The 19,239-nt window shown below is 64.8% G+C and carries 14 protein-coding genes and 1 pseudogene; 3 read left to right on the top strand and 12 right to left on the bottom strand.

Annotated elements, in window-relative coordinates; translation table 11 throughout:
- The first annotated feature begins 31 nt into the window (after positions 1 to 31).
- Positions 32 to 1,534 (top strand): exopolyphosphatase, encoded by a 1,503-nt coding sequence (ppx, locus tag DQ397_RS14365; protein WP_043212175.1) that lies wholly within the window; start codon positions 32 to 34, stop codon positions 1,532 to 1,534.
- Here ppx and ppk1 read toward each other — a convergent pair.
- Together ppk1 and DQ397_RS14375 are read right to left on the bottom strand one after the other, a co-directional pair.
- Positions 1,521 to 3,746, bottom strand: coding sequence for a polyphosphate kinase 1 (gene ppk1 / locus DQ397_RS14370; RefSeq protein ID WP_043212132.1), 2,226 nt, complete (start codon positions 3,744 to 3,746; stop codon positions 1,521 to 1,523). The genes ppx and ppk1 overlap by 14 nt on opposite strands.
- Positions 3,743 to 3,967, bottom strand: coding sequence for a hypothetical protein (locus tag DQ397_RS14375; protein WP_043212130.1), 225 nt, complete (start codon positions 3,965 to 3,967; stop codon positions 3,743 to 3,745). Before DQ397_RS14375 ends, ppk1 begins: the two co-directional genes overlap by 4 nt.
- Positions 3,968 to 4,175: 208 nt before the next feature.
- On the opposite strand from DQ397_RS14375, the gene DQ397_RS14380 reads away from it, so the two are divergent.
- Positions 4,176 to 4,820 (top strand): DedA family protein, encoded by a 645-nt coding sequence (locus tag DQ397_RS14380; RefSeq protein ID WP_178113789.1) that lies wholly within the window; start codon positions 4,176 to 4,178, stop codon positions 4,818 to 4,820.
- A 501-nt stretch (positions 4,821 to 5,321) separates the two neighbouring features.
- Here the strand turns inward: DQ397_RS14380 and DQ397_RS24755 are convergent.
- Positions 5,322 to 5,948, bottom strand: a pseudogene (locus DQ397_RS24755) (sterol desaturase family protein); the annotation flags it as partial.
- A 113-nt stretch (positions 5,949 to 6,061) separates the two neighbouring features.
- On the opposite strand from DQ397_RS24755, the gene elbB reads away from it, so the two are divergent.
- Complete coding sequence (elbB, locus tag DQ397_RS14390) at positions 6,062 to 6,727, top strand: isoprenoid biosynthesis glyoxalase ElbB (protein WP_043212126.1); 666 nt, start codon at positions 6,062 to 6,064, stop codon at positions 6,725 to 6,727.
- 53 nt (positions 6,728 to 6,780) lie between these two features.
- Here the strand turns inward: elbB and DQ397_RS14395 are convergent, their stop codons facing one another.
- From DQ397_RS14395 to bcsZ, 9 genes are all read right to left on the bottom strand, one after another.
- Complete coding sequence (locus tag DQ397_RS14395; protein WP_043212125.1) at positions 6,781 to 7,233, bottom strand: YaiI/YqxD family protein; 453 nt, start codon at positions 7,231 to 7,233, stop codon at positions 6,781 to 6,783.
- Positions 7,234 to 7,331: 98 nt separating this feature from the next.
- Positions 7,332 to 9,275: a cytochrome c/FTR1 family iron permease gene (locus tag DQ397_RS14400; RefSeq protein WP_043212123.1), complete on the bottom strand. Its 1,944-nt coding sequence runs from the start codon at positions 9,273 to 9,275 to the stop codon at positions 7,332 to 7,334.
- 127 nt (positions 9,276 to 9,402) lie between these two features.
- Positions 9,403 to 10,824 carry an efflux transporter outer membrane subunit gene (locus DQ397_RS14405; RefSeq protein WP_043212122.1) on the bottom strand — a complete coding sequence of 474 codons (1,422 nt, stop codon included), beginning with the start codon at positions 10,822 to 10,824 and terminating at the stop codon, positions 9,403 to 9,405.
- Entirely contained in the window at positions 10,821 to 11,696 is an 876-nt protein-coding gene (locus DQ397_RS14410; protein WP_043212120.1) for an HlyD family secretion protein, read from the bottom strand. Before DQ397_RS14410 ends, DQ397_RS14405 begins: the two co-directional genes overlap by 4 nt.
- Entirely contained in the window at positions 11,693 to 11,905 is a 213-nt protein-coding gene (locus DQ397_RS14415; protein ID WP_043212118.1) for a DUF1656 domain-containing protein, read from the bottom strand. The genes DQ397_RS14410 and DQ397_RS14415 overlap by 4 nt, the downstream gene beginning before the upstream one ends.
- The gene (locus DQ397_RS14420; RefSeq protein WP_043212116.1) at positions 11,902 to 13,992 is read right to left on the bottom strand and encodes an FUSC family protein; all 2,091 of its coding nucleotides are present in this window, start codon (positions 13,990 to 13,992) and stop codon (positions 11,902 to 11,904) included. The genes DQ397_RS14415 and DQ397_RS14420 overlap by 4 nt, the downstream gene beginning before the upstream one ends.
- Positions 13,989 to 14,441: a MarR family winged helix-turn-helix transcriptional regulator gene (locus DQ397_RS14425; RefSeq protein WP_043212113.1), complete on the bottom strand. Its 453-nt coding sequence runs from the start codon at positions 14,439 to 14,441 to the stop codon at positions 13,989 to 13,991. The genes DQ397_RS14420 and DQ397_RS14425 overlap by 4 nt, the downstream gene beginning before the upstream one ends.
- Positions 14,442 to 14,612: 171 nt before the next feature.
- Positions 14,613 to 18,137: a cellulose synthase complex outer membrane protein BcsC gene (gene bcsC, locus DQ397_RS14430; protein WP_043212111.1), complete on the bottom strand. Its 3,525-nt coding sequence runs from the start codon at positions 18,135 to 18,137 to the stop codon at positions 14,613 to 14,615.
- Positions 18,125 to 19,237 carry a cellulose synthase complex periplasmic endoglucanase BcsZ gene (gene bcsZ, locus DQ397_RS14435; RefSeq protein ID WP_043212109.1) on the bottom strand — a complete coding sequence of 371 codons (1,113 nt, stop codon included), beginning with the start codon at positions 19,235 to 19,237 and terminating at the stop codon, positions 18,125 to 18,127. The genes bcsC and bcsZ overlap by 13 nt, the downstream gene beginning before the upstream one ends.
- Between the last annotated feature and the right edge of the window lie 2 nt (positions 19,238 to 19,239).

Raw genomic sequence — 19,239 nt, forward strand, 5'->3', positions numbered from 1 at the left:
TGGCGGGTTATCGACCGAGAACATCGAGATCATGCCGCATACCACCGCGAAGAACCTGTCTCTGATCGCCGCCATCGACCTTGGCTCCAACAGTTTCCACATGGTCGTGGCCAAGGCCCACCACAGTGAAATCCGCATTCTCGAGCGGCTCGGGGAAAAAGTGCAGCTGGCCGCCGGCATCAGTGAAGAGCGTCAGTTGAGCGAAGAAGCCATGCAGCGGGGCCTCGAATGCCTCAAGCGCTTCTCGCAACTGATCAACGGCATGCCCCAGGGCGCCGTTCGCATCGTCGGCACCAACGCCCTGCGCGAAGCACGAAACCGCAACGAATTCATCCTGCGCGCCGAAGCCATTCTCGGCCATCCGGTCGAGGTCATCTCCGGCCGCGAGGAAGCGCGCCTGATCTACCTGGGCGTCTCCCACACGCTGGCCGATACCCCGGGCAAGCGCCTGGTCGCCGACATCGGCGGCGGCAGCACCGAGTTCATCATCGGCCAGCGCTTCGAGCCGCTGCTGCGCGAGAGCCTGCAGATGGGCTGCGTCAGCTTCACCCAACGATATTTCCGCGACGGAAAGATCACCCCCGCACGCTACGCCCAGGCTTATACCGCCGCACGCCTGGAGTTGATGAGCATCGAGAACGCCCTGCATCGCCTGACTTGGGACGAAGCCATCGGCTCGTCTGGCACCATCCGTGCCATTGGCGCGGCGATCAAGGCCAACGGCATGGGCAGTGGCGAGGTCAACGCCGAAGGCCTGGCGGCGCTCAAGCGCAAATTGTTCAAGCTCGGCGAGGTCGACAAAATCGATTTCGAAGGCGTCAAGCCGGATCGTCGCGCGATCTTCCCAGCAGGCCTGGCGATTCTCGAGGCGATCTTCGACGCCCTCGAACTGCAACGCATGGACCATTGTGACGGCGCCCTGCGCGAAGGCGTACTGTACGACCTGCTAGGCCGTCACCATCACGAGGACGTTCGTGAGCGCACCCTGAATTCGCTGATGGAGCGCTACCACGTCGACCAAGGCCAAGCGGCACGTGTCGAACGCAAGGCGCTGCATGCGTTTGACCAAGTGGCCAAGGCCTGGGGCCTGGAAGAAGGCAACTGGCGGGACCTGCTGAGCTGGGCGGCGAAAGTGCACGAGGTCGGGTTGGATATCGCCCACTACCACTACCACAAGCATGGCGCCTATCTGATCGAACACTCCGATCTGGCTGGTTTCTCCCGCGAGGACCAGCAGATGCTGGCCCTGCTGGTTCGTGGCCACCGCCGTAACATTCCCAAGGACAAGTTCGCGGAGTTCGGCGATGAAGGCGTGCAGTTGATCCGTCTGTGCGTGCTGCTGCGCTTCGCCATCCTGTTCCACCACATCCGCGGTACACAGCAGATGCCGAAGGTGGAGCTCAAGGCAGGCGAGGACAACCTGGAAGTGGTATTCCCGCAGGGCTGGCTGGAAGAAAACCAGCTGACCCAGGCCGACTTCGCCAACGAGGCGCAGTGGCTGGCCCGGGTCAACTTCATCCTCAGCGTACGTTGAGAACCGGATTGCTCAGGCGCTCGAGCAGGGCGGCCTGGGCATTGCGCGGGTTCTGGTTGCCGGTCGGCGTGCTGCGCACGTAGCGGCCGTCCGGCTGCAGGATCCATGCGTGGGTGTTGTCGGTAAGGTAACCCTCGAGCTCCTTCTTGACCCGCAGCACCAGCTTTTTACCTTCCACCGGGAAGCAGGTCTCGACGCGCTTGTCGAGGTTGCGCTCCATCCAATCGGCGCTGGACAGGAACATCTGCTCCTCGCCGCCATTGAGGAAGTAGAACACCCGCGTGTGCTCCAGGAAGCGACCGATGATCGAGCGCACCTGGATATTGTGTGAAACCCCCGGAATCCCTGGGCGCAGGCAGCACATACCGCGGACCACCAGATCGATGCGCACGCCCGACTGGCTGGCCTTGTACAAGGCTTTGATGACCTTGGCATCGGTCAGCGAGTTGAACTTGGCGATGATGTGCGCGGGCTTGCCTTCCAGTGCGAACTGGGTTTCCCGGGCAATCATGTCCAGCATGCCCTTTTTCAGGGTGAACGGCGCGTGCAGCAGCTTCTTCATACGCAGGGTCTTGCCCATGCCGATCAGCTGGCTGAACAGCTTGCCGACGTCCTCGGTCAGCGCATCGTCGGACGTGAGCAGGCTGTAGTCGGTGTAGAGGCGCGCATTACCGGCGTGGTAGTTGCCCGTGCCCAAGTGGGCATAGCGCACGATCTCGCCCTGTTCACGACGCAGGATCAACATCATCTTGGCGTGGGTCTTGAAGCCGACCACGCCATAGATCACCACGGCACCCGCAGCCTGCAGACGGCTGGCCATCTGTAGGTTGGACTCTTCGTCGAAGCGCGCACGCAGCTCGATCACCGCCGTGACCTCCTTGCCGTTGCGCGCCGCATCCACCAGGGCGTCGACGATCTCGGAGTTGGCGCCGCTGCGGTACAGGGTCTGGCGCACGGCGAGCACGTGCGGATCCTTGGCGGCCTGGCGCAGCAGGTCGACCACCGGGGTGAAGGACTCGAACGGGTGCATCAGCAGCACGTCCTGCTTGCCGATCACGCTGAAGATGTTGTCGGCGTTTTGCAGGATCTTCGGAATCGCCGGGGTGAATGGGGTGTATTGCAGCTCAGGGTGGCTGTCCAGGCCGGTGATGCTGAACAACCGGGTCAGGTTGACCGGGCCATTGACCTGGTACAGCTCGCTCTCGCTCAGGCTGAACTGCTTGAGCAGGTAGTCCGACAGGTGTTTAGGGCAATTGTCGGCCACTTCCAGGCGCACAGCGTCCCCGTAGCGGCGCGAGAATAGTTCGCCGCGCAGAGCCCGCGCCAGGTCTTCGACATCCTCGGAATCCAGCGCAAGGTCAGCGTTACGGGTCAGGCGGAACTGGTAGCAGCCCTTGACCTTCATGCCTTGGAACAGGTCATCGGCGTGGGCGTGGATCATCGAGGACAGGAACACGAAGTTGTCCCCGGCGCCACCGACGTCTTCCGGCACACGAATCACCCGCGGCAACAGGCGCGGTGCCGGGATGATGGCCAGACCCGAATCTCGGCCGAAGGCATCGACACCTTCGAGCTCGACGATGAAGTTCAGGCTTTTGTTGACCAGCAGCGGGAAGGGGTGGGTCGGGTCCAGGCCGATCGGGGTGATGATCGGCGCGATTTCGTCACGGAAGTAGCGACGTACCCAGGTCTTGAGCTTGGTCGTCCAGTGCCGGCGGCGAATGAAGCGGATCTGGTGTTTCTCCAGCTCCGGCAGCAGCACGTCGTTGAGGATCGCGTACTGGCGTTCGACCTCGCCATGGACCAGCTCGCTGATGCGCGCCAGCGCCTGGTGCGGCTGCAGGCCGTCGGCACCGGCTTGCTCGCGGGCGAAGGTGATCTGCTTCTTCAGGCCCGCCACGCGGATCTCGAAGAACTCGTCCAGGTTGCTGGAGAAGATCAACAGGAATTTCAGGCGCTCGAGCAGCGGGTAGGATTCGTCCAGCGCTTGCTCGAGCACCCGAATGTTGAACTGCAGCTGCGAAAGCTCGCGATGAATGTACAGGCTGCTGTCGTCCAGGCTCGGAATGGCGATGGCAGGCGCGGGCGCAGGCGCGACAGCTTCGGCCGCAGGCTCGGCTGCTGGTGGCAGATCCGGCGGGGTCTGCACCATTTCTTCGGGAACCGCCTGGGCATCCTTGATCGCGACAGGTGTTAGCACTTCATTGTTCATCTGACGTTCCTGGAGGGCGTGACTGCCCTCTCGACAATTGAGCGGCGCGGGCAGCGAAAAGAGGTCAGGATGCCATCGGCGCCTGCCCGTTTGAAGCGGCACCAGTCCTGCGCAGCTTCCAGCGGTACATCGAGGGAGAGGATCCTGGTGGAAAACGCATCCCGACGGTCGCTGCGCAGCCTGGTGGCAAGAGGAAGGAGGATGAACGGGGCAACGCTCACGGCAGACTCCTGGGCCCGCGCACGCGGGCTGGCGCGACAGTTATAAGCCGCCATTATGACGCTGGGATGACAGTATTGGGCAACCCTTTGACCAGAGGCCAAAGCGACCTTTCCTGTAGGAATTGTTCACGTCGAGACACATTTGGACACTTTCCCGAACGCGCGCGAAGGGGTAGGCTGCGCGTTCATTTCGCTAGCACCCCAGAAAATGCTTCAACAATTCCTGCAGGATTTCGGCTACTTTGCCCTTTTTCTCGGCACGTTTTTTGAAGGCGAGACCATCCTGGTTCTTGCGGGCTTCCTTGCGTTCCGCGGATACATGGACATCAATCTGGTGGTGATCACAGCGTTCTTCGGCAGCTATGCCGGCGACCAGTTGTGGTACTTCATGGGCCGCCGTCACGGCCGGGCCATCCTCGCGCGCAAACCACGCTGGCAAGCCATGGGCGACCGGGCACTTGACCACATCCGCCGCCATCCGGACATCTGGGTCCTGAGTTTTCGCTTCGTCTACGGCCTGCGCACGGTCATGCCCGTGGCCATAGGTCTGTCCGGCTACCCACCCCGGCGCTACCTGTTGCTCAACGGCATCGGCGCAGCGGTCTGGGCCCTGGCCCTGGGCGCCGCGGCGTACCACTTCGGCGCCATCCTCGAAGGCATGCTGGGCAATGTGAAGAAGTACGAGCTATGGGTGCTCGGCGGCCTGCTGGCGCTCGGTGGCCTGCTCTGGTTGCGCCGCCGGTTCCGCACCCTGCGCGCCGAGCGCAAGGCAGCCGCAGCGGGTCAGACCCCAGAGACTGGCAACGCTGTATCCCAGGAGCAGGAGCCACCCCAAGGGCGTGACCGGCCCTAAGCCCATGGCACCGGCCAGGTACAGCGCCGGTGCATTCGATGTCAGTCGTGCCAGCTCCAGGCGCCTGGCCCAAGGCCGATTCTCGAGTGCAGCGCCGAGCACGAACAAACCAAACGCCATGACTGTCCAGCCCAGCACGAGGCCGGCCGTGGGCACCTGTTCGGCCACCTGCATGAGGTAGCTGCCCAAGGCAACGTAGGCTGCAAACTGCGCCACGACGTAAACCTGTGACCTTCGCCCCAACGGAATCTCGAACTTGTGAAACCGCGCCAGGTCCGGCTTGGCCTGTGGATAACGTGCCGCGACGTCAGCCGGACGCCAGCCGGTGGGCATGAACCAAATACGCAGTTTGTCCCGCAGCGAGTGGGTACGCCTGGCATCCTCCCAAAGCTGAGCATAGAACTGCAGGTTGGCCCACAGCGGATTCCAGCTGGCCAGCGGTGTGGTCACGCCGAACACCACCGGTTCACGAGGGTCCTCTTCCTGGAAGGTGCCGAACAGTCGATCCCAGAGAATGAACACGCCTGCGTAGTTGCGATCCAAGTACAGAGGGTTTTGCGCATGGTGGACGCGATGGTTGGACGGCGTGATCAGCACCCATTCGAGCCAGCCCAGCTTGGGGATGTGCCGCGTGTGCACCCAGAACTGGTAGAGCAGATTCAGCGAGGCCACGGTAACGAACACCAGCGGTGGCACGCCGATCAGCGCCAGGGGCAGGTAAAAGATCCAGGAGAAGATGAAGCCGCTGCTGGTCTGGCGCAGGGCGGTGGTGAGGTTGTACTCCTCGCTCTGGTGATGCACCGAATGGGCGGCCCAGAGAATATTGCGCTCATGTCCCAGGCGGTGCAGCCAGTAGTAGCACAAGTCGTACAGCACGAAAGCCAGCAGCCAGGTCCACCAGGCGTCCCCCGGCAGGCGCGAGAAGGCCAGATATTCCCAGGCCAGGGCGTAGCTCACCAGCCCCACGCCTTTGGTCAACAGGCCGGTGCTGGTCGACAGCACGCCCGTGCTCAGGCTGTTGATCGCATCGGCCAGCCGGTAGTTGCGCTGACCACGCACGCGGTCGGCAATCAGCTCCACGGCGATCAGCACGAAAAAGAACGGCACGGCCAGCAGAATCAGGTCCATGGACAAGCATCTCCGGGGTTATCCCCAAAGATTAGGCCTCGTGCGTGGGAAACCCTATGGCGACATCTGCCAAACTAGAGGACATTTAGCGCCTCGACACTGGAGTAATGAGCATGACGAAAAAAGTTGCGGTGATACTTTCCGGCTGTGGCGTCTACGACGGCGCCGAGATCCACGAAAGCGTGATCACGCTGCTGCGCCTCGATCAGCGCGGCGCCCAGGTGCAGTGCTTCGCGCCCAACATCGCCCAGATGCATGTGATCGATCACCTCACTGGCCAGCCCATGCCTGAATCGCGCAACGTGCTGGTGGAGTCGGCGCGCATCGCTCGCGGCCAGATCAAGGACATCCGCGAAGCCAGGGCCGAGGACTTCGACGCACTGATCGTCCCGGGTGGCTTCGGCGCGGCGAAGAACCTGTCCAACTTTGCCGTCGAGGGCGCCAACTGCACCGTCAATCCGGACGTGCTGGCACTGGCCGAAGCGTTCGCCGAGGCGGGTAAGCCGGTGGGTCTGATCTGCATTTCCCCGGCGCTGGCGGCGAAGATCTACGGCCCGGGCGTGGTCTGCACCATCGGTACCGACGCCGATACCAGCGCGGCGGTGGTGAAGATGGGCGGTACCCACGAGGAGTGCGATGTGCACGACATCGTCGAGGACACCCAACGCAAGTTAGTGACCACACCCGCCTACATGCTGGCCACGTCCATCAGCGAGGCGGCCAGCGGTATCTACAAGCTGGTGGATCGAGTGCTGGAGCTGACCCACGAGAACGATTGACCAGCTCCGCCCCCAAGCAGTCGGATACCCATCCAACCCTTGGGGGCTGTTCGTCACACCTTCGACAGCCGGGTGAGCATCCGGTCCAGGGCATTGGCGAATGCCTGCTTCTCCCGCTCGCCATAAGGCGCCTGCCCTCCCCCGACCTGCCCTTGCTCGCGTAGCTCGGTGAACAGGTTGCGCACCGCCAGGCGCTCGCCCATGTTGCGCTCATCGAACTCACGCCCACGCGGGTCGAGGGCGGACACACCCTTCTTGATCAGGCGATCGGCCAACGGCACGTCGCTGCAGATCACCAGCTCGCCCGGCACGGCGTTTTCCACCAGATAGTCATCGGCCGCGTCCATGCCGCTGGGCACCACGATCAGCCGAACACAGGCAAACGCCGGCTTGATCTGGGCCTGGCCGGCCACCAGCACCACCTCGAACTTGCGCTTGAGGGCGAACTTGACGATCAGGTCCTTGGCCGCCTTGGGACAGGCGTCGGCATCGATCCATACACGCATTGCAGGTGTTTCCTCGAAATCGTTGGGGAGGGCTTGACCCTCCAATCGCGGCCCAAGGCCGCTCCCACAGGTTCACAGTATGCCTGCGGGAGCGGCTTTCAGCTCGCCGCGATCCGGCGCTTCTCGGCCAGGCGTGACCGCCCATAGAGGAACATGATCGCCAGCAATGCCAGCGCCTGCGCGCCGAGTGAATAGGCATCGGCATGAATGCCCAGCCAGTCGAACTCGAAGAACGCCACGGGCCGCGTGCCCAACACGCCGGCTTCCTGCAGCGCCTTGATGCCATGCCCGGCGAACACGACCGACAAGACGCACAGCAAGGCCGCATTGATCGCGAAGAACAGCGACAACGGCAGTTTGGCCGAGCCACGAAGGATCACCCAGGCCAGGCCCACCAGCAGCACCAGCGCAGTAGCCCCTCCGGCCAGCACGGCGTTGTGGCCCGCTGGGCCGGCCTGCAGCCACAGGGTTTCATAGAACAGGATCACCTCGAACAACTCGCGGTACACCGAGAAGAACGCCAGTACAGCAAAGCCGAAGCGCCCACCACCGCTGACCAGGCTGCTCTTGATGTAGTCCTGCCAGGCCGCAGCGTGGCGACGGTCGTGCATCCACACGCCCAGCCACAGCACCATCACCGCGGCGAACAACGCCGTACAGCCTTCGAGCAGCTCGCGCTGAGCACCACCGACGTCGATCACGTAGGCCGCCAGGGCCCAGGTAGCGAAGCCTGCGACCAGCGCCAGGCCCCAGCCGAGATTGACGCTGCGCACTGCCGATTGCTGGCCGGTATTGCGCAAGAAGGCCAGGATCGCCGCCAGCACCAGGATGGCCTCGAGCCCTTCACGCAGCAGGATCAACAGGCCGGAAACGAAACTCAGCGACCAACTCAGCCCATCGCCGCCCAGCAGCTTGGCGGCGCCGTCGAGCTTGGCCTTGGCCTCGGCCAGGCGCTGCTCGGCCTGGGCGACCGGCAGCCCGTCCTGAAGCGATTGACGATAGGCCATCAGGGCTTTCTCGGTGTCCTTGCGTGCCAGGGTGTCGATGTTATCCAGGGAGCTTTCGACCAGCTCGAAGCCTTCGAGGTAGGCCGCTACCGAGAGGTCATAAGCCTGGTCATGGTCGCCTTCGCGGTAGGCGGCCAGGCTCTTGTCCAGGGTGCTGGCGGTGTACTCGAGCAACTGCGCAGGGCCACGCTTGACCTGCGGCGGCTGGGCACGCTGGGCGCGGAAGGCGAGCACGGCTTCGGCGCCTTCACTGACAGCGACTTCGGCCGGGGTCTGGCGCGCCAGGTCGGCCAAGTTCCAGGTCTTGTCGCCCTTGGCGGCCTGCGGGTCGGCCGTGAGGCTCGCCACGTAGGCGGCCACATCCCAGCGCTGACGTTCATCGAGCTGGTCGGCGAACGACGGCATCTCGGTGCCTTCGATGCCCAGCGCCAGGGTGTTGTAGAGATCGAACAGGCTCAGCTGGTCGAGGCGCGCGACACTGCGCAGGTTGGCCGGCGGCGGCTCCAACCCCAGGCCCGCCGGGCCATCGCCGGCACCGGTATCACCGTGGCAGATGGCGCAGTTCTGTGCGTACAGCGAGGCGCCACGGGCCGGATCGGGGGTGATGATCGGCGCCTGGCTGACTTCATAAGCCACCGCCAGTCGTGCGCCCAGCTGGCGGGCCTGCTTGGCGACGACTGCACCCTCCTGGCGTTGGTCGATGGCTTGACGCAGTGCCTGCACGCCCTGTTCGAGCCCGTTACGCTCAGGATTGTCCGGCAGGGCCTTGAGCACTTCGGCCAGGACGGCGCTGAACTCCTGCTGCTCGCGGTATTCACCCGCATCCACCACCTTGCCGTCGTGCACGGTCGGTGGGTAGTCGGCGCCGATGTAGTCGAGCAGGTGCAACGCCTTGGCAGCCTCGGCGGGGGATTCGGCCAGCGCCGGGGTGCTGCTCAGCGCCAGTATCGGGCCGAGCAACAAGGCGGGCAGCCAGGCGAGCAGACGGAAGGGGAACATCATGGCCACTCTCGCGGTAAATACGAAAGAGAACATTGTTCACTTCCACTCCCTTTCGCTCAAGGCTCGTGGGCGGATTTCATGAAAAATCTTGTGACAAACTGACGACACTTGCGCCGCGCCGAGGGCGTTGCCCTTGATCATGACGCTCGCGTATGGGTCCTCAAGGCTTGGCCGCCGCGCCCTGCCATCCACCGCCCAAGGCCAGGAACACCCCGATCTGCCCCATGGCCACCTGTGTATTGGCAGCAGCCAGCTGCGCGCGCACATCGGTATAAGTGCGGGTCGCCTGCAGATCGGCCAGGAACGACTCGCGTCCCACCTGGTATCGCAGGTGAGTCTGGTCCGCCGACTCCTTCGCCGAGCGCTCGGCGTCGGCCAGGGCGTCGCGGCGCTCCAGCAACGCGCTGTACTGGGCCAGGCGGGTCTGGGTTTCGCGGATGGCATTGAGTACCACGCCATCGAAATGCGCCAACGCCGCCTGGGTCGAGGCCTCGGCCATGCGTATGCGCGCCCGGGTGCCGTTGGTGGGGATCGTCCAGCTGACCTGCGGGCCGAAGCCCCAACGGTTGGTCGACGGGTCACCGAGGTTTTCAAGGATACCGATGGTGCCGACCTGGGCGCCGATGCTGATGTCCGGATACAACGCACCGGTGGCCACGCCGATGGCGGCGGTGGCGGCGGCGAGCTGACGTTCGGCCTGGCGCACGTCGGGGCGGCGCTTGAGCAGCGCAGCGCCATCGCCTACCGGAAGCAACTGGGTGATGTGTGGCAGCTCCGCGCAGTCAGCGGTGCCGGCCGGCAGCCGCTCGACCGGCTTGGCCAGCAGGGCCGCCAGGGTGTAAAGGCCAGCCTCACGCTCGGCTTTGAAGCGCGGCAGCTCGGCGCGCAAGGATTTGAACTGGGTCTGCGAACGGGTGACCTGGGTTTCATCCCCGCGGCCAGCGTCGCGCAGGCGCTGGTTCAGTTGCACGCTCTGTTCCTGCAGGTCGAGGGACTCACGGGCGATGTGGTACTCCTCGTTGGCCGAGCACACCTGGGTGTAAGCCTTGACCACGTCGGCCACCAGGGTGATGCGCGCAGTATCGGCCGCGGCCTGCACCGCGTCGGCATTGGCCTTGGCGGCCTCGGTGCCACGCTTGAAGGTGCCCCACAGATCGAACTGGTAGCTGGCGCTGATGATCGCCTCGCCGATGTTGGCCACCGGCACCTTTTCCGGCAGCAGGAAAGCTTCGCCGGATTCCTGCAGCCGCTGGGCGCCGAGCTTGACCCCACCGTTGAAGCCACCCTGGGACTCGGCCACTTCCACCTGGGCACGAGCCTTGGCGATGTTGGCCGCCGCGACGCGTAGCTCGGTGTTGGCCGCCAGGGCCTGGCGCACCAGCTCGTTCAAGCGCTGATCCTGGTACAGCTGCCACCAGTCGTCTGGTACCGGCGCCGAGACCACGCTGTCGGCGTCCTGGCGCAGCGGGCCGTTGAGGTCGCTGCGCTGCACAGCGGCGTCCTTGGGCACTTCGTAGTCCGGGCCGACCATCATGCAGGCGCCCAGGGACAGGCACAGCCCCGCCAGGATCAGCTGTTTCATGGCCGCTGGCCCTCGATGATCGACACCGTGGCGGTACGCCCGGCGATCATGCGGAAGTCTTCTGGCACGTCATCGAAAGCGATACGCACCGGGATCCGCTGGGCCAGGCGCACCCAGCTGAAGGCCGGGTTGACGTTGGGCAACAGGTTGGCGCCGCTGCTGCGGTCTCGATCCTCGATGCCCGCCGCCAGGCTCTGCACATGGCCTCGCAGCCGGGTGTTGTCGCCCATCACGCGGATGTCCACGGCATCGCCGATGTGGATACCGCCGAGCTTGGTCTCTTCGAAATAGCCATCGACGTGGTACGAGGCGCTGTCGACCACCGACAGCACTGGCCGCCCGGCGGTGACGAATTCATGAGCACGCGGCGCGCGGTCGTTGAGGTAGCCGTCCACTGGGCTGCGCACTACCGAACGGTCGAGGTTGAGCTGGGCCGTGTCCACCGCCACCTGGGCCTCGCTGACCGCCGAACGAGCGCGTGCCTCACGCGACTGGCTCTCCTCCAACTGCTCGGCCGCCACCAGGTTGCCCAATTTACGGTTGCGCTGCGCCTCACGGGAGGCCTGGGCCAGGGTTTCCTGGCGCTCGGCCAGGGTCGCCTTGGCCTGGCGCAGGGCGAGGGTGAACCGATCTTGGTCGATGGTGAACAGAACATCGCCGCGCTTGATCATCTGGTTGTCGCGCACTTCGACCTTCTGGATAAGCCCCGATACGTCCGGGGCGATCTGGATCACGTCAGCACGAATGTGCCCGTCACGCGTCCAAGGCGCGAACATGTAGTACACGACCATCTGCCAAACCAGCACGGCCGCGAAGGTCACTACCAGCAATGTCAGGACCACTCGGCCCAAGGTCAACAACGGTTTTTTCATGGCAGCATCAGGTTTCGACAAAAGTGATCCACCGCGCCAAGGAGCACGGCGTAAAGGGCAACGTTGAACAACGCCCGGTGCCAGACCAGGCGGTAGAACCCAAGGCGCACCAGCACGGCGTGCACGCCCAGGAACAACAGGTAGGTGAAGACCATCATCACCAGCAGCGTGGGCAGAAATACCCCGCTGATATCCAGATCACCGATCACAGTGGGGCTCCATCGATGCCCGGGGGCAATTGCGGTTGGTCGGCCGGTTCGAGCATCACCTCGACGCCCGGCAACAGCGCCAGACGCAGGCCGCTCAAGGCATGCAACAGGTGCGCGCGGGCATCGCCTCGGTCGTTGTCGTGCGCATCCAGGGCCAGCGCCTGGCGGGCGCGCTCCATGTTACGCAGCAACGCCGCCGGGGCGTGCAGGCGCTCCTTGGCACGCAGGCACTGGGCGTAATGGGCGCCCACCTCCTCCACCACGGTCTGAAGGCACTTGCGAGGCCCCTGGCCGACCCGCGGCATGTAGGCCAGCAAGTCCAGCAGGTTAAGGCCCACACGCAGATCGCGCAGCGCCACGCCACTGTCCTGGCCGGTCTGGGCCAGGCGCGGCAGGTGCTGCATCAGGCGATCGAGCATCTGCACGCCGACATGGCGATGCTCGGCCAGGGTCGCGGGCTGAGTCATCTCGACGATGTCCTGCCAACTGAAGCGGGTCAGGCGCTTGGCCGCCAGCTCCACGCCGAACGGTCGCAGCAGCAGGGTCCAGATGAAGGCGAACAGCAGCCCCACAGGGCCCGCCAGGTTGGCGTTGATGAAGGTCAGGAAGTCGGCGTCGTAGGCGCCCTGGATGCTGATGAAGGTGGCGGTGTTGACGATGGTCAGCAAGGTGCCGAGGTAGAAACGCGGCTGCACGGTCAGGGTGCCGACGCAGATGAACGGCACGGCGAAGGCCAGCACCAGCATCGGGAAGTCGTGCAGGTTGGGCAGCACCAGGAACAGGTAGACGCTGGAGAAAATCACCGACATCAGCGTCCAGAAGAAGAACCGATAGATCTGTGGTGCCGGGTCATCCATGGCGGCGAAGAAACTGCACGCCACGGCGGCGAGGATCACCGCGCTGCCACCATCGTTCCAACCGAGCAGGATCCACAAGCCACTGGCGACGATGATCGCGGTGACAGTGGAAAACACCGAGTAGAGCATCAGCCCGCGGTCAAAGAACGGCGTCAGCCGGCCCAGGCGCCAGTGGCGGTACACCGCACGCCATGGCGTGGCATCATCCTTGCGCAAGGCGTGCTGCAGCGCGCAGCAGTCCTGCCAGAGGTCGATCCATTCGCTCAGTCGGTAAAGGGCGTTGGAGAGCAGCAATTGCTGGCGTTGGTCCAGTGCGGCTGCGCTGGGCTGCAGGCGCTCGAGCTGCTCGTGCAGGGCAGTCCAGCGGGCCAGCGAGGCGTCTTGGGCGGTGCCTTCTAGCCAGGTGCGGGTTTCGGCCAGCAGTGGTTGGAGCTGAGCGAACTGGGCCGGGGCGCGGCTTTGCAGCGCGATCAGCGCATCGTCCAGGGCATCGATCACCGGCAGCAGGTGGATCATCCGTCCGCGCAGCTCCCGGGCATTTTTCAGGGTATGGGGGCCGGTGCCTTCATGACCGAGCTGGCCGATCATCATCTCTAGGCTGTTGAAGGTGGCGACCATCGAGGCGCGCATGCCGGCGACCTTGTCGGAGGCGACTTCGCGGGCCAGGTAGGTGTCGCTGTAGCGAATCGCCTCGTGGAACCAGCTGTTGGCCGAGCCGAGCACCACCGGCGCCAAGCGGCGCGGCCAGAAGATCGCGCCGACCACCGCCGCGCAGACGATGCCCAGGCAGATTTCCTGGGCTCGGGAGGAGGCCACATCGAACACCGCCAGCGGGTTGTCGACCACAGCCAGGGCGATCATAGGCAAGGTATAGCCGGCCAGCATCAGCACATAGTTGTTGGCCGTACGCAGGTTCAGCGACAGGAACAGCAGCGTGCCGGTCCACAAGGCAATGGCGACGCAGAGCAGCGCTGGCGACTGTACCAAAGGCGGCACCAGCAAGACCGCCCCGCCGGCACCCAGCAACGTGCCCAAGGCGCGATACAGCGCCTTGGAGCTGGTCGGCCCGACGAAGGGGCTCGAGACGATGTACACCGTGGCCATGGCCCAGTAGGGACGTGGCAATTGCATGAGCAGGGCAATGTACAGGGCGATCATCGAAGCGGCGAAGGTGCGCACGCCATAGAACCAATCGCGGGCCGGTGGGACCGAACTGAAGAAGCCGTTCATGCAAGCCCGCCCGGTGCGACTTGGCTGGCGTCTTCGAAGGCTTGGATCACCCGCAAGGTGGCCTCCAGGTCGGCTTGGTCGATCCCGCGCAACACCTGTCGGCGCAGGCGCACCAGCTCTTCTTCGATCGACTCGGCCAGACGGCGGCCCTCCTTGGTCAGGCTCAGGGCCTTGGCACGGCGGTCCAGGGGATCTTCGCTGCGACATACCAGCCCGGCCTTGCACAGCTGGTCGAGCAGGCGCACCAACGACGGGCTTTCCAGGCCGGCGGCCTGGGCCACCGCGACCTGGTGCACCCCATCGCCCAGGCGCACGATCATCAGCAGTGGCACAGCGCAGGCTTCGGAGATGCCGTAGCCCGTCAGGGCCGCCTGGCAGATGCGTCGCCAGTGGCGGGCGGCCACGACCATGCCGCTGCTGATCTTCATGTGCAGTGCATCAAGCGTCATGAGAGGAACCAAGGATATTCATAGTTTGCTAACTATCAATACTACGCCTTGCCCTCCCCCTGTCGTCAACCGGGGGCGATGGACCGCCTGGATGAATTGTTGTTCATCTTGGGGACCGTCTGGCCGCTTTCAGCAGGGGCAGGTGTTCCTGCTGAAAGCGGCTGCCAGGCCTCAACGCCACTCGCTGTAGGGCTCCAGCGGTTCCACCGGCAACAGCAGGTTGCCGCGCCAGGGCTCGAACAGATACCGCACGTAGAGCATGGCGCTGCTCGGCGCGTAGTCATCGCTGTGCTGCCAGTCGAAGCCCCCGCCCAAGGCCCAATGGTCGCTCAGGCGGCGCTCGAACAGGCCTCTTAAGTGATAACCCACGCCGTTGCTGGAACTGCCCTCGCTGATATCGCCGATGTTCGAGCTTTCGAGATCGTAGCGATTGAGCAACTTGTCGTTCAGCGACTGGTTGGGATAGCGCGGACGGCTGCCGCTCTTGGATTGGGACCAACTGACCGAGGTCTCCAACAATACCGACCAATCGTAATTGCGCCAGGCATAACTGAACGGTACCCCGATGGAGTTGTAACGCTCCGGGCTGTAGTAGCCGCCCTGGCCCAGGTAGTAATCGCCCAAATCCTTGTCATGCCGCCAATGCATCACGGTCAGACCGATGCGCATGCGCTCGTCAGCACGCTCCACCAGACGGTAGTAGTAACCTGCCATGGCTCGGGTACGTTGGTTGTCAGTGACATTCTCACCGTACAGCCAATGATGACCGAGGCTGGCCCACACACCATCGTCGCCGCCTTGATCCCAGCTCAGTCCGAGGGTTGCGCCGTTGGCGGTGACCCCGCCCCAGCGCACGCCTGTGCGCGGATCCTTTGCACCGCCGAACGAAAGCAGCGAATTGCTCATTGGCCGCCGCGAGGCGGTCAGCGACCAGCCGAGCTCTCCCAGGTCGCCGTTGACCGTGGCACCGCCTAGCCAGTTGTTGACCTCGAAGCCATCGGTAGTACCGAGGTCGGCAGCCCAGCGCTCGCCTTCCCAGCCCACTGCCATGATCCGGCCATTGGCCGTCTGCGAGCCGCCAGGACATCCGGCCGGCAGCGGATCACCCGAACGGGTGGTACCGCGGACCTGGCAGGTGCCGAAGGCCTCGGTGTGCTGGCCATCTTCGAGATCGAAGCTGCCCGCATCCAGGCCAATCCGCTCCAGGCGCACGAACGCCTTGCCATCCTGCAGGGGCATGTCGGCATGAAACAGAGTCGTCTGCCTCTTGAGCTCAGAGATCCCAGGAGTCCCATCGTCATTGCGCCAGCCATAGTCATGCATCAGCGTGATGCTGGGATTCTGCTGACGGTACAGCTCATCGACGTCGCTGCGCAGGCTACGCGCCAGCCAGTCATCCTCGTCCTTGGCGCGGCTCGCATAGGTCAGCGCCCGATCGTCCCTTGGTTGCACCGCGCGGCGCTCGAGCAGGTCGGCATCGGCCATGGCCGCTGCGTACAGATCCAGCGCTCGCTGCGGGTCGTGGGCAGCCGTCAGGCGCGCGGCATCCCGGCGCAGCAGCGGGTCAGGTTGTGTCTGCTGGGTGACCAGGCGATCGAACATGGCCGAGGCTTTGTCCCGCTCACCGACGGCCAACCAGGCGTTGGCGACGCGGCGCTGGGCGTTGATCTCGCTGGCCGGGAACTGCGGTGGATCTTGCTCTAGAGCATGATGTGCCCGGGGCAGGTCGCCAGCTTCGATCCAGCTTTCGATCAGGCCAAGGCGCGCCTCGGGTTGCCCTGGCTGGCGCGCCAGCACGCGCTCGTAGTAGCCCTGGGCAGCCTTCTGGTCACCACGGGCCGCAGCCCAATCGGCCAGAGTGAGAAGGTCATCGGGATCGTTGTCACCGCCAGTCAGCCCGGCTTCCAGCAAGGCTGTGGCTTCGGCTTCACGCCCTTGGTCACGCAACTGCTGGGCCTGGGCCAGGGTCACGCGTCGGCGTACACGCTTGTCCAGCGCACGCATGTCGTCGGTCCAGGCGCTCTGCGGCACATTGGCCAGGCTGTCCAAGGCCAAGGCGTCTCGGTCGGTCGACTCAAGGTACAAACCATGGGCATAGCGCGCCGCAGGGTCAGCGGGGTGGCGCTGCAGCAGCTTGGAAAAGGCGGCATCGGCCTCGCCTTGGCGGCCCTGCTGACGCAGACTGCCGGCTAACTGGTAGACCAGCCATGGCTCATCAGGCGCGAGCTCCACGGCTTTGCTCAACGCCTGGCTCGCGCCAGACCAGTCTTGGCGCTGTGTGGCGGCATCGGCCTGGCCACGCAGTTGCTCCAGCTCCAGGCTGCGGCGCAGATCGGCGAAGGATGCCTGCTGCTTCGCTGGCAGGCCATTGAGGAACGCACGAGCCTTGTCGGGCGATTGCGCCTGGTAGATACGCAACAGGCCGCGCACGGCGCTCTCATTGGTGGGTGCCATACGCCGCGCCTGCTGGTACAGGCGCTCAGCCGTGGCCGGGTCGCCCTCGGCCGCGGCCACATCGGCCAGGCCAAGCACGGCGAATTCATCGTCCGGCCGTTGCTTGCGTGCCTGCTGATAGAGGGAGCGGGCAACCGGAAGATTCTGCTTCTCCAAGGCGCGGTCGGCCTTCTGCAGCATCCCCCAATATTGGCTGGATGCTTCCAGGTCCCGCCATTTGCTTATCCGGCGGGTGTCCTGCTCCTTCGCCGCGGCCCGCCGGAAGGAGGCGTTGGCCTCTTCGTAGCGGCGCTGGCCCATCAAAGCTGAGCCCAAGGCGCCATGCAGTTCGGAGTCTTCCGGGTACTGGCGCAGCGCCCGACGCAATTGTGCCTCGGCTTGCGCGTTGCGCCCTTGGGCCAGCAGACGCTGGCCAAGCTGGCCTGCCTGCCAGGCGGGATCGGCGACCAGGCGCTGTTGCTGCGCCAGGACCTCGCCGGCCTGATGCAGCAATGGCGATGCCGGGTAGCGCTGCACGAATGCCTGCCAGGCAGCCACGCTATCACGGCTGACCGGCTGTCCTGAGAGGTAGTCGAATTCCCGCTGAGCCGCGGCATCGCGGGCGGCCGGGTCGCGCGACAGCTGCTCGAGCACGGCCAGCGCTTCGGCGTTGCGATTCTCGGCGAACAACAACCCCACCAGGGTCTGGCGCAGGCCAGCGTTGCCCGGGTACTGGCGGTCGAGCGCCTGCATCCGGTCGATCGCCTCCAGCCGTTGACCGGGCAGGCTGCTGCGCACACGCCAATAGTCCACGGCCAGGTCCATGCTGGGCGGATCGCCAGCAAACAATTGATCGTACAGCTCCACCGCTTCGGCGCTACGGCCGGTCATGGCGAACAGGCGGGCCTGTTGCAGGCGTCGGTTGACGTCTGGCTTCTGCAGCTCGAGCAAACGCTTGGCATTGCGCTCCTGGGCGCTGCCCGGCGCCACCTGGCTGATACGCGCCAACAATTGGTTGGCCTGCACCTGGTCACGCTCGCGCAAGGCCAGGCGCAACGACGCCAGCAAGACCTCGGCATCACGGGGCTCGAGCAGGCGCAAGCGGCCCAGGGCATCGCGCACCAGGTCATCTCGATGCAGCGCCTCGCCTATGCGGACCTGCTCTAGCAACCATTGGCGTTGCTCGTTTCGGTCGGTCGGTTGTTGCGCTGCGGCCTGGCTGGCGAGCCCAGCGAGCAGCACGATGCCAATCATTCGGTACATGACACACTCCAGGCCGGCAATAGGCGCCCCTGCTCATCGAAGCGATATCGCGACTCATCCCAGCCTTGACCAAACAGTGCCAGCACCTGGCTGTAGTAGGCACGCGGCTCGATCGGATGCTCCTGTAAACGCTGGCGCTGGGCTTGCAGACCTTCGCCCGCGCCTGGCGCCACGGCCAACAAGGGCAACAGCGCGGCGGAGAAACCGCCGGGGCCGCCGCCTTTCGCCTCGCCGCTGCGGGCATCCACGGTTTCCGGTGGCTGGCCGTTCTTCACTGTCAGCGCGGCCATCGGTGCAAAACGCTCAAGCAGTTCACTGCGCCGTGGCGAGTCCTTAGCCAGCATGCCAACCCACAGGTAGACGCGAATGGCATCGTAGTCGCCCGCGCTGCCATGCTGCGGATCAGGTTCGATCTTGCCGGCAGGCGTCCAGAGCAGCCAATCGGGGGCGAAGCCTTTCGGCGAGGCTTCGAGCAGCAGCCGGCGGGTGTTGCCCGCCAGCTCGTCCCACAGCGGGTCGATGAGGGCGAACCGGTCGAGCAACTGCAATGGCAGGTAGCTTGGGTTCAGGCGCCACCCCTGGGCATTGTCGAAGCCGTAATCCGCCGGCAGCAGCATCACCCCCAGGCCCGGCATCGGTCGCAAGGTCTGTGCGGCGATGCGCCAAAGCAGATGGTGACCGAGCTGCGTATAGCCGGGTTCGTGCCACAGGCGCCCGGCCTCGAGCAGACTGTAGGCGATCCAGAGGTCGGCATCGCTGGCATTGTTGGGGTCGAGCACCTGCCATTTGCCCTTGGCGTCACGCCCCCATAACCAGGCCGGCAGATGACGCGACAGGTCACCGTCGGCCAGGTTGTTGGTGGTCCAGCGCAGCAGCTTGGCGAACGTTGCCCGGTCGTTGCCGAGCAGGGCAAAGAACAGGCCGTAACTCTGCCCCTCCGAGGTTGTGATCAGGCGCTTGTCACTGGGGTCCAGGACGCGCCCGTCCGCACTTACCAGCTCGCTCTTGAAGCGCTCCCACGCCGGCCATGAACAGGCCGGCGCCGCGCTCGCAAGCGCCGGCAGACCGAGCGCCAGCAGCATTACCAGAACCCGCCGCATGG

The sequence above is a fragment of the Pseudomonas sp. CK-NBRI-02 genome, from assembly GCF_008124495.1.
Taxonomy (GTDB): domain Bacteria; phylum Pseudomonadota; class Gammaproteobacteria; order Pseudomonadales; family Pseudomonadaceae; genus Aquipseudomonas; species Aquipseudomonas guariconensis.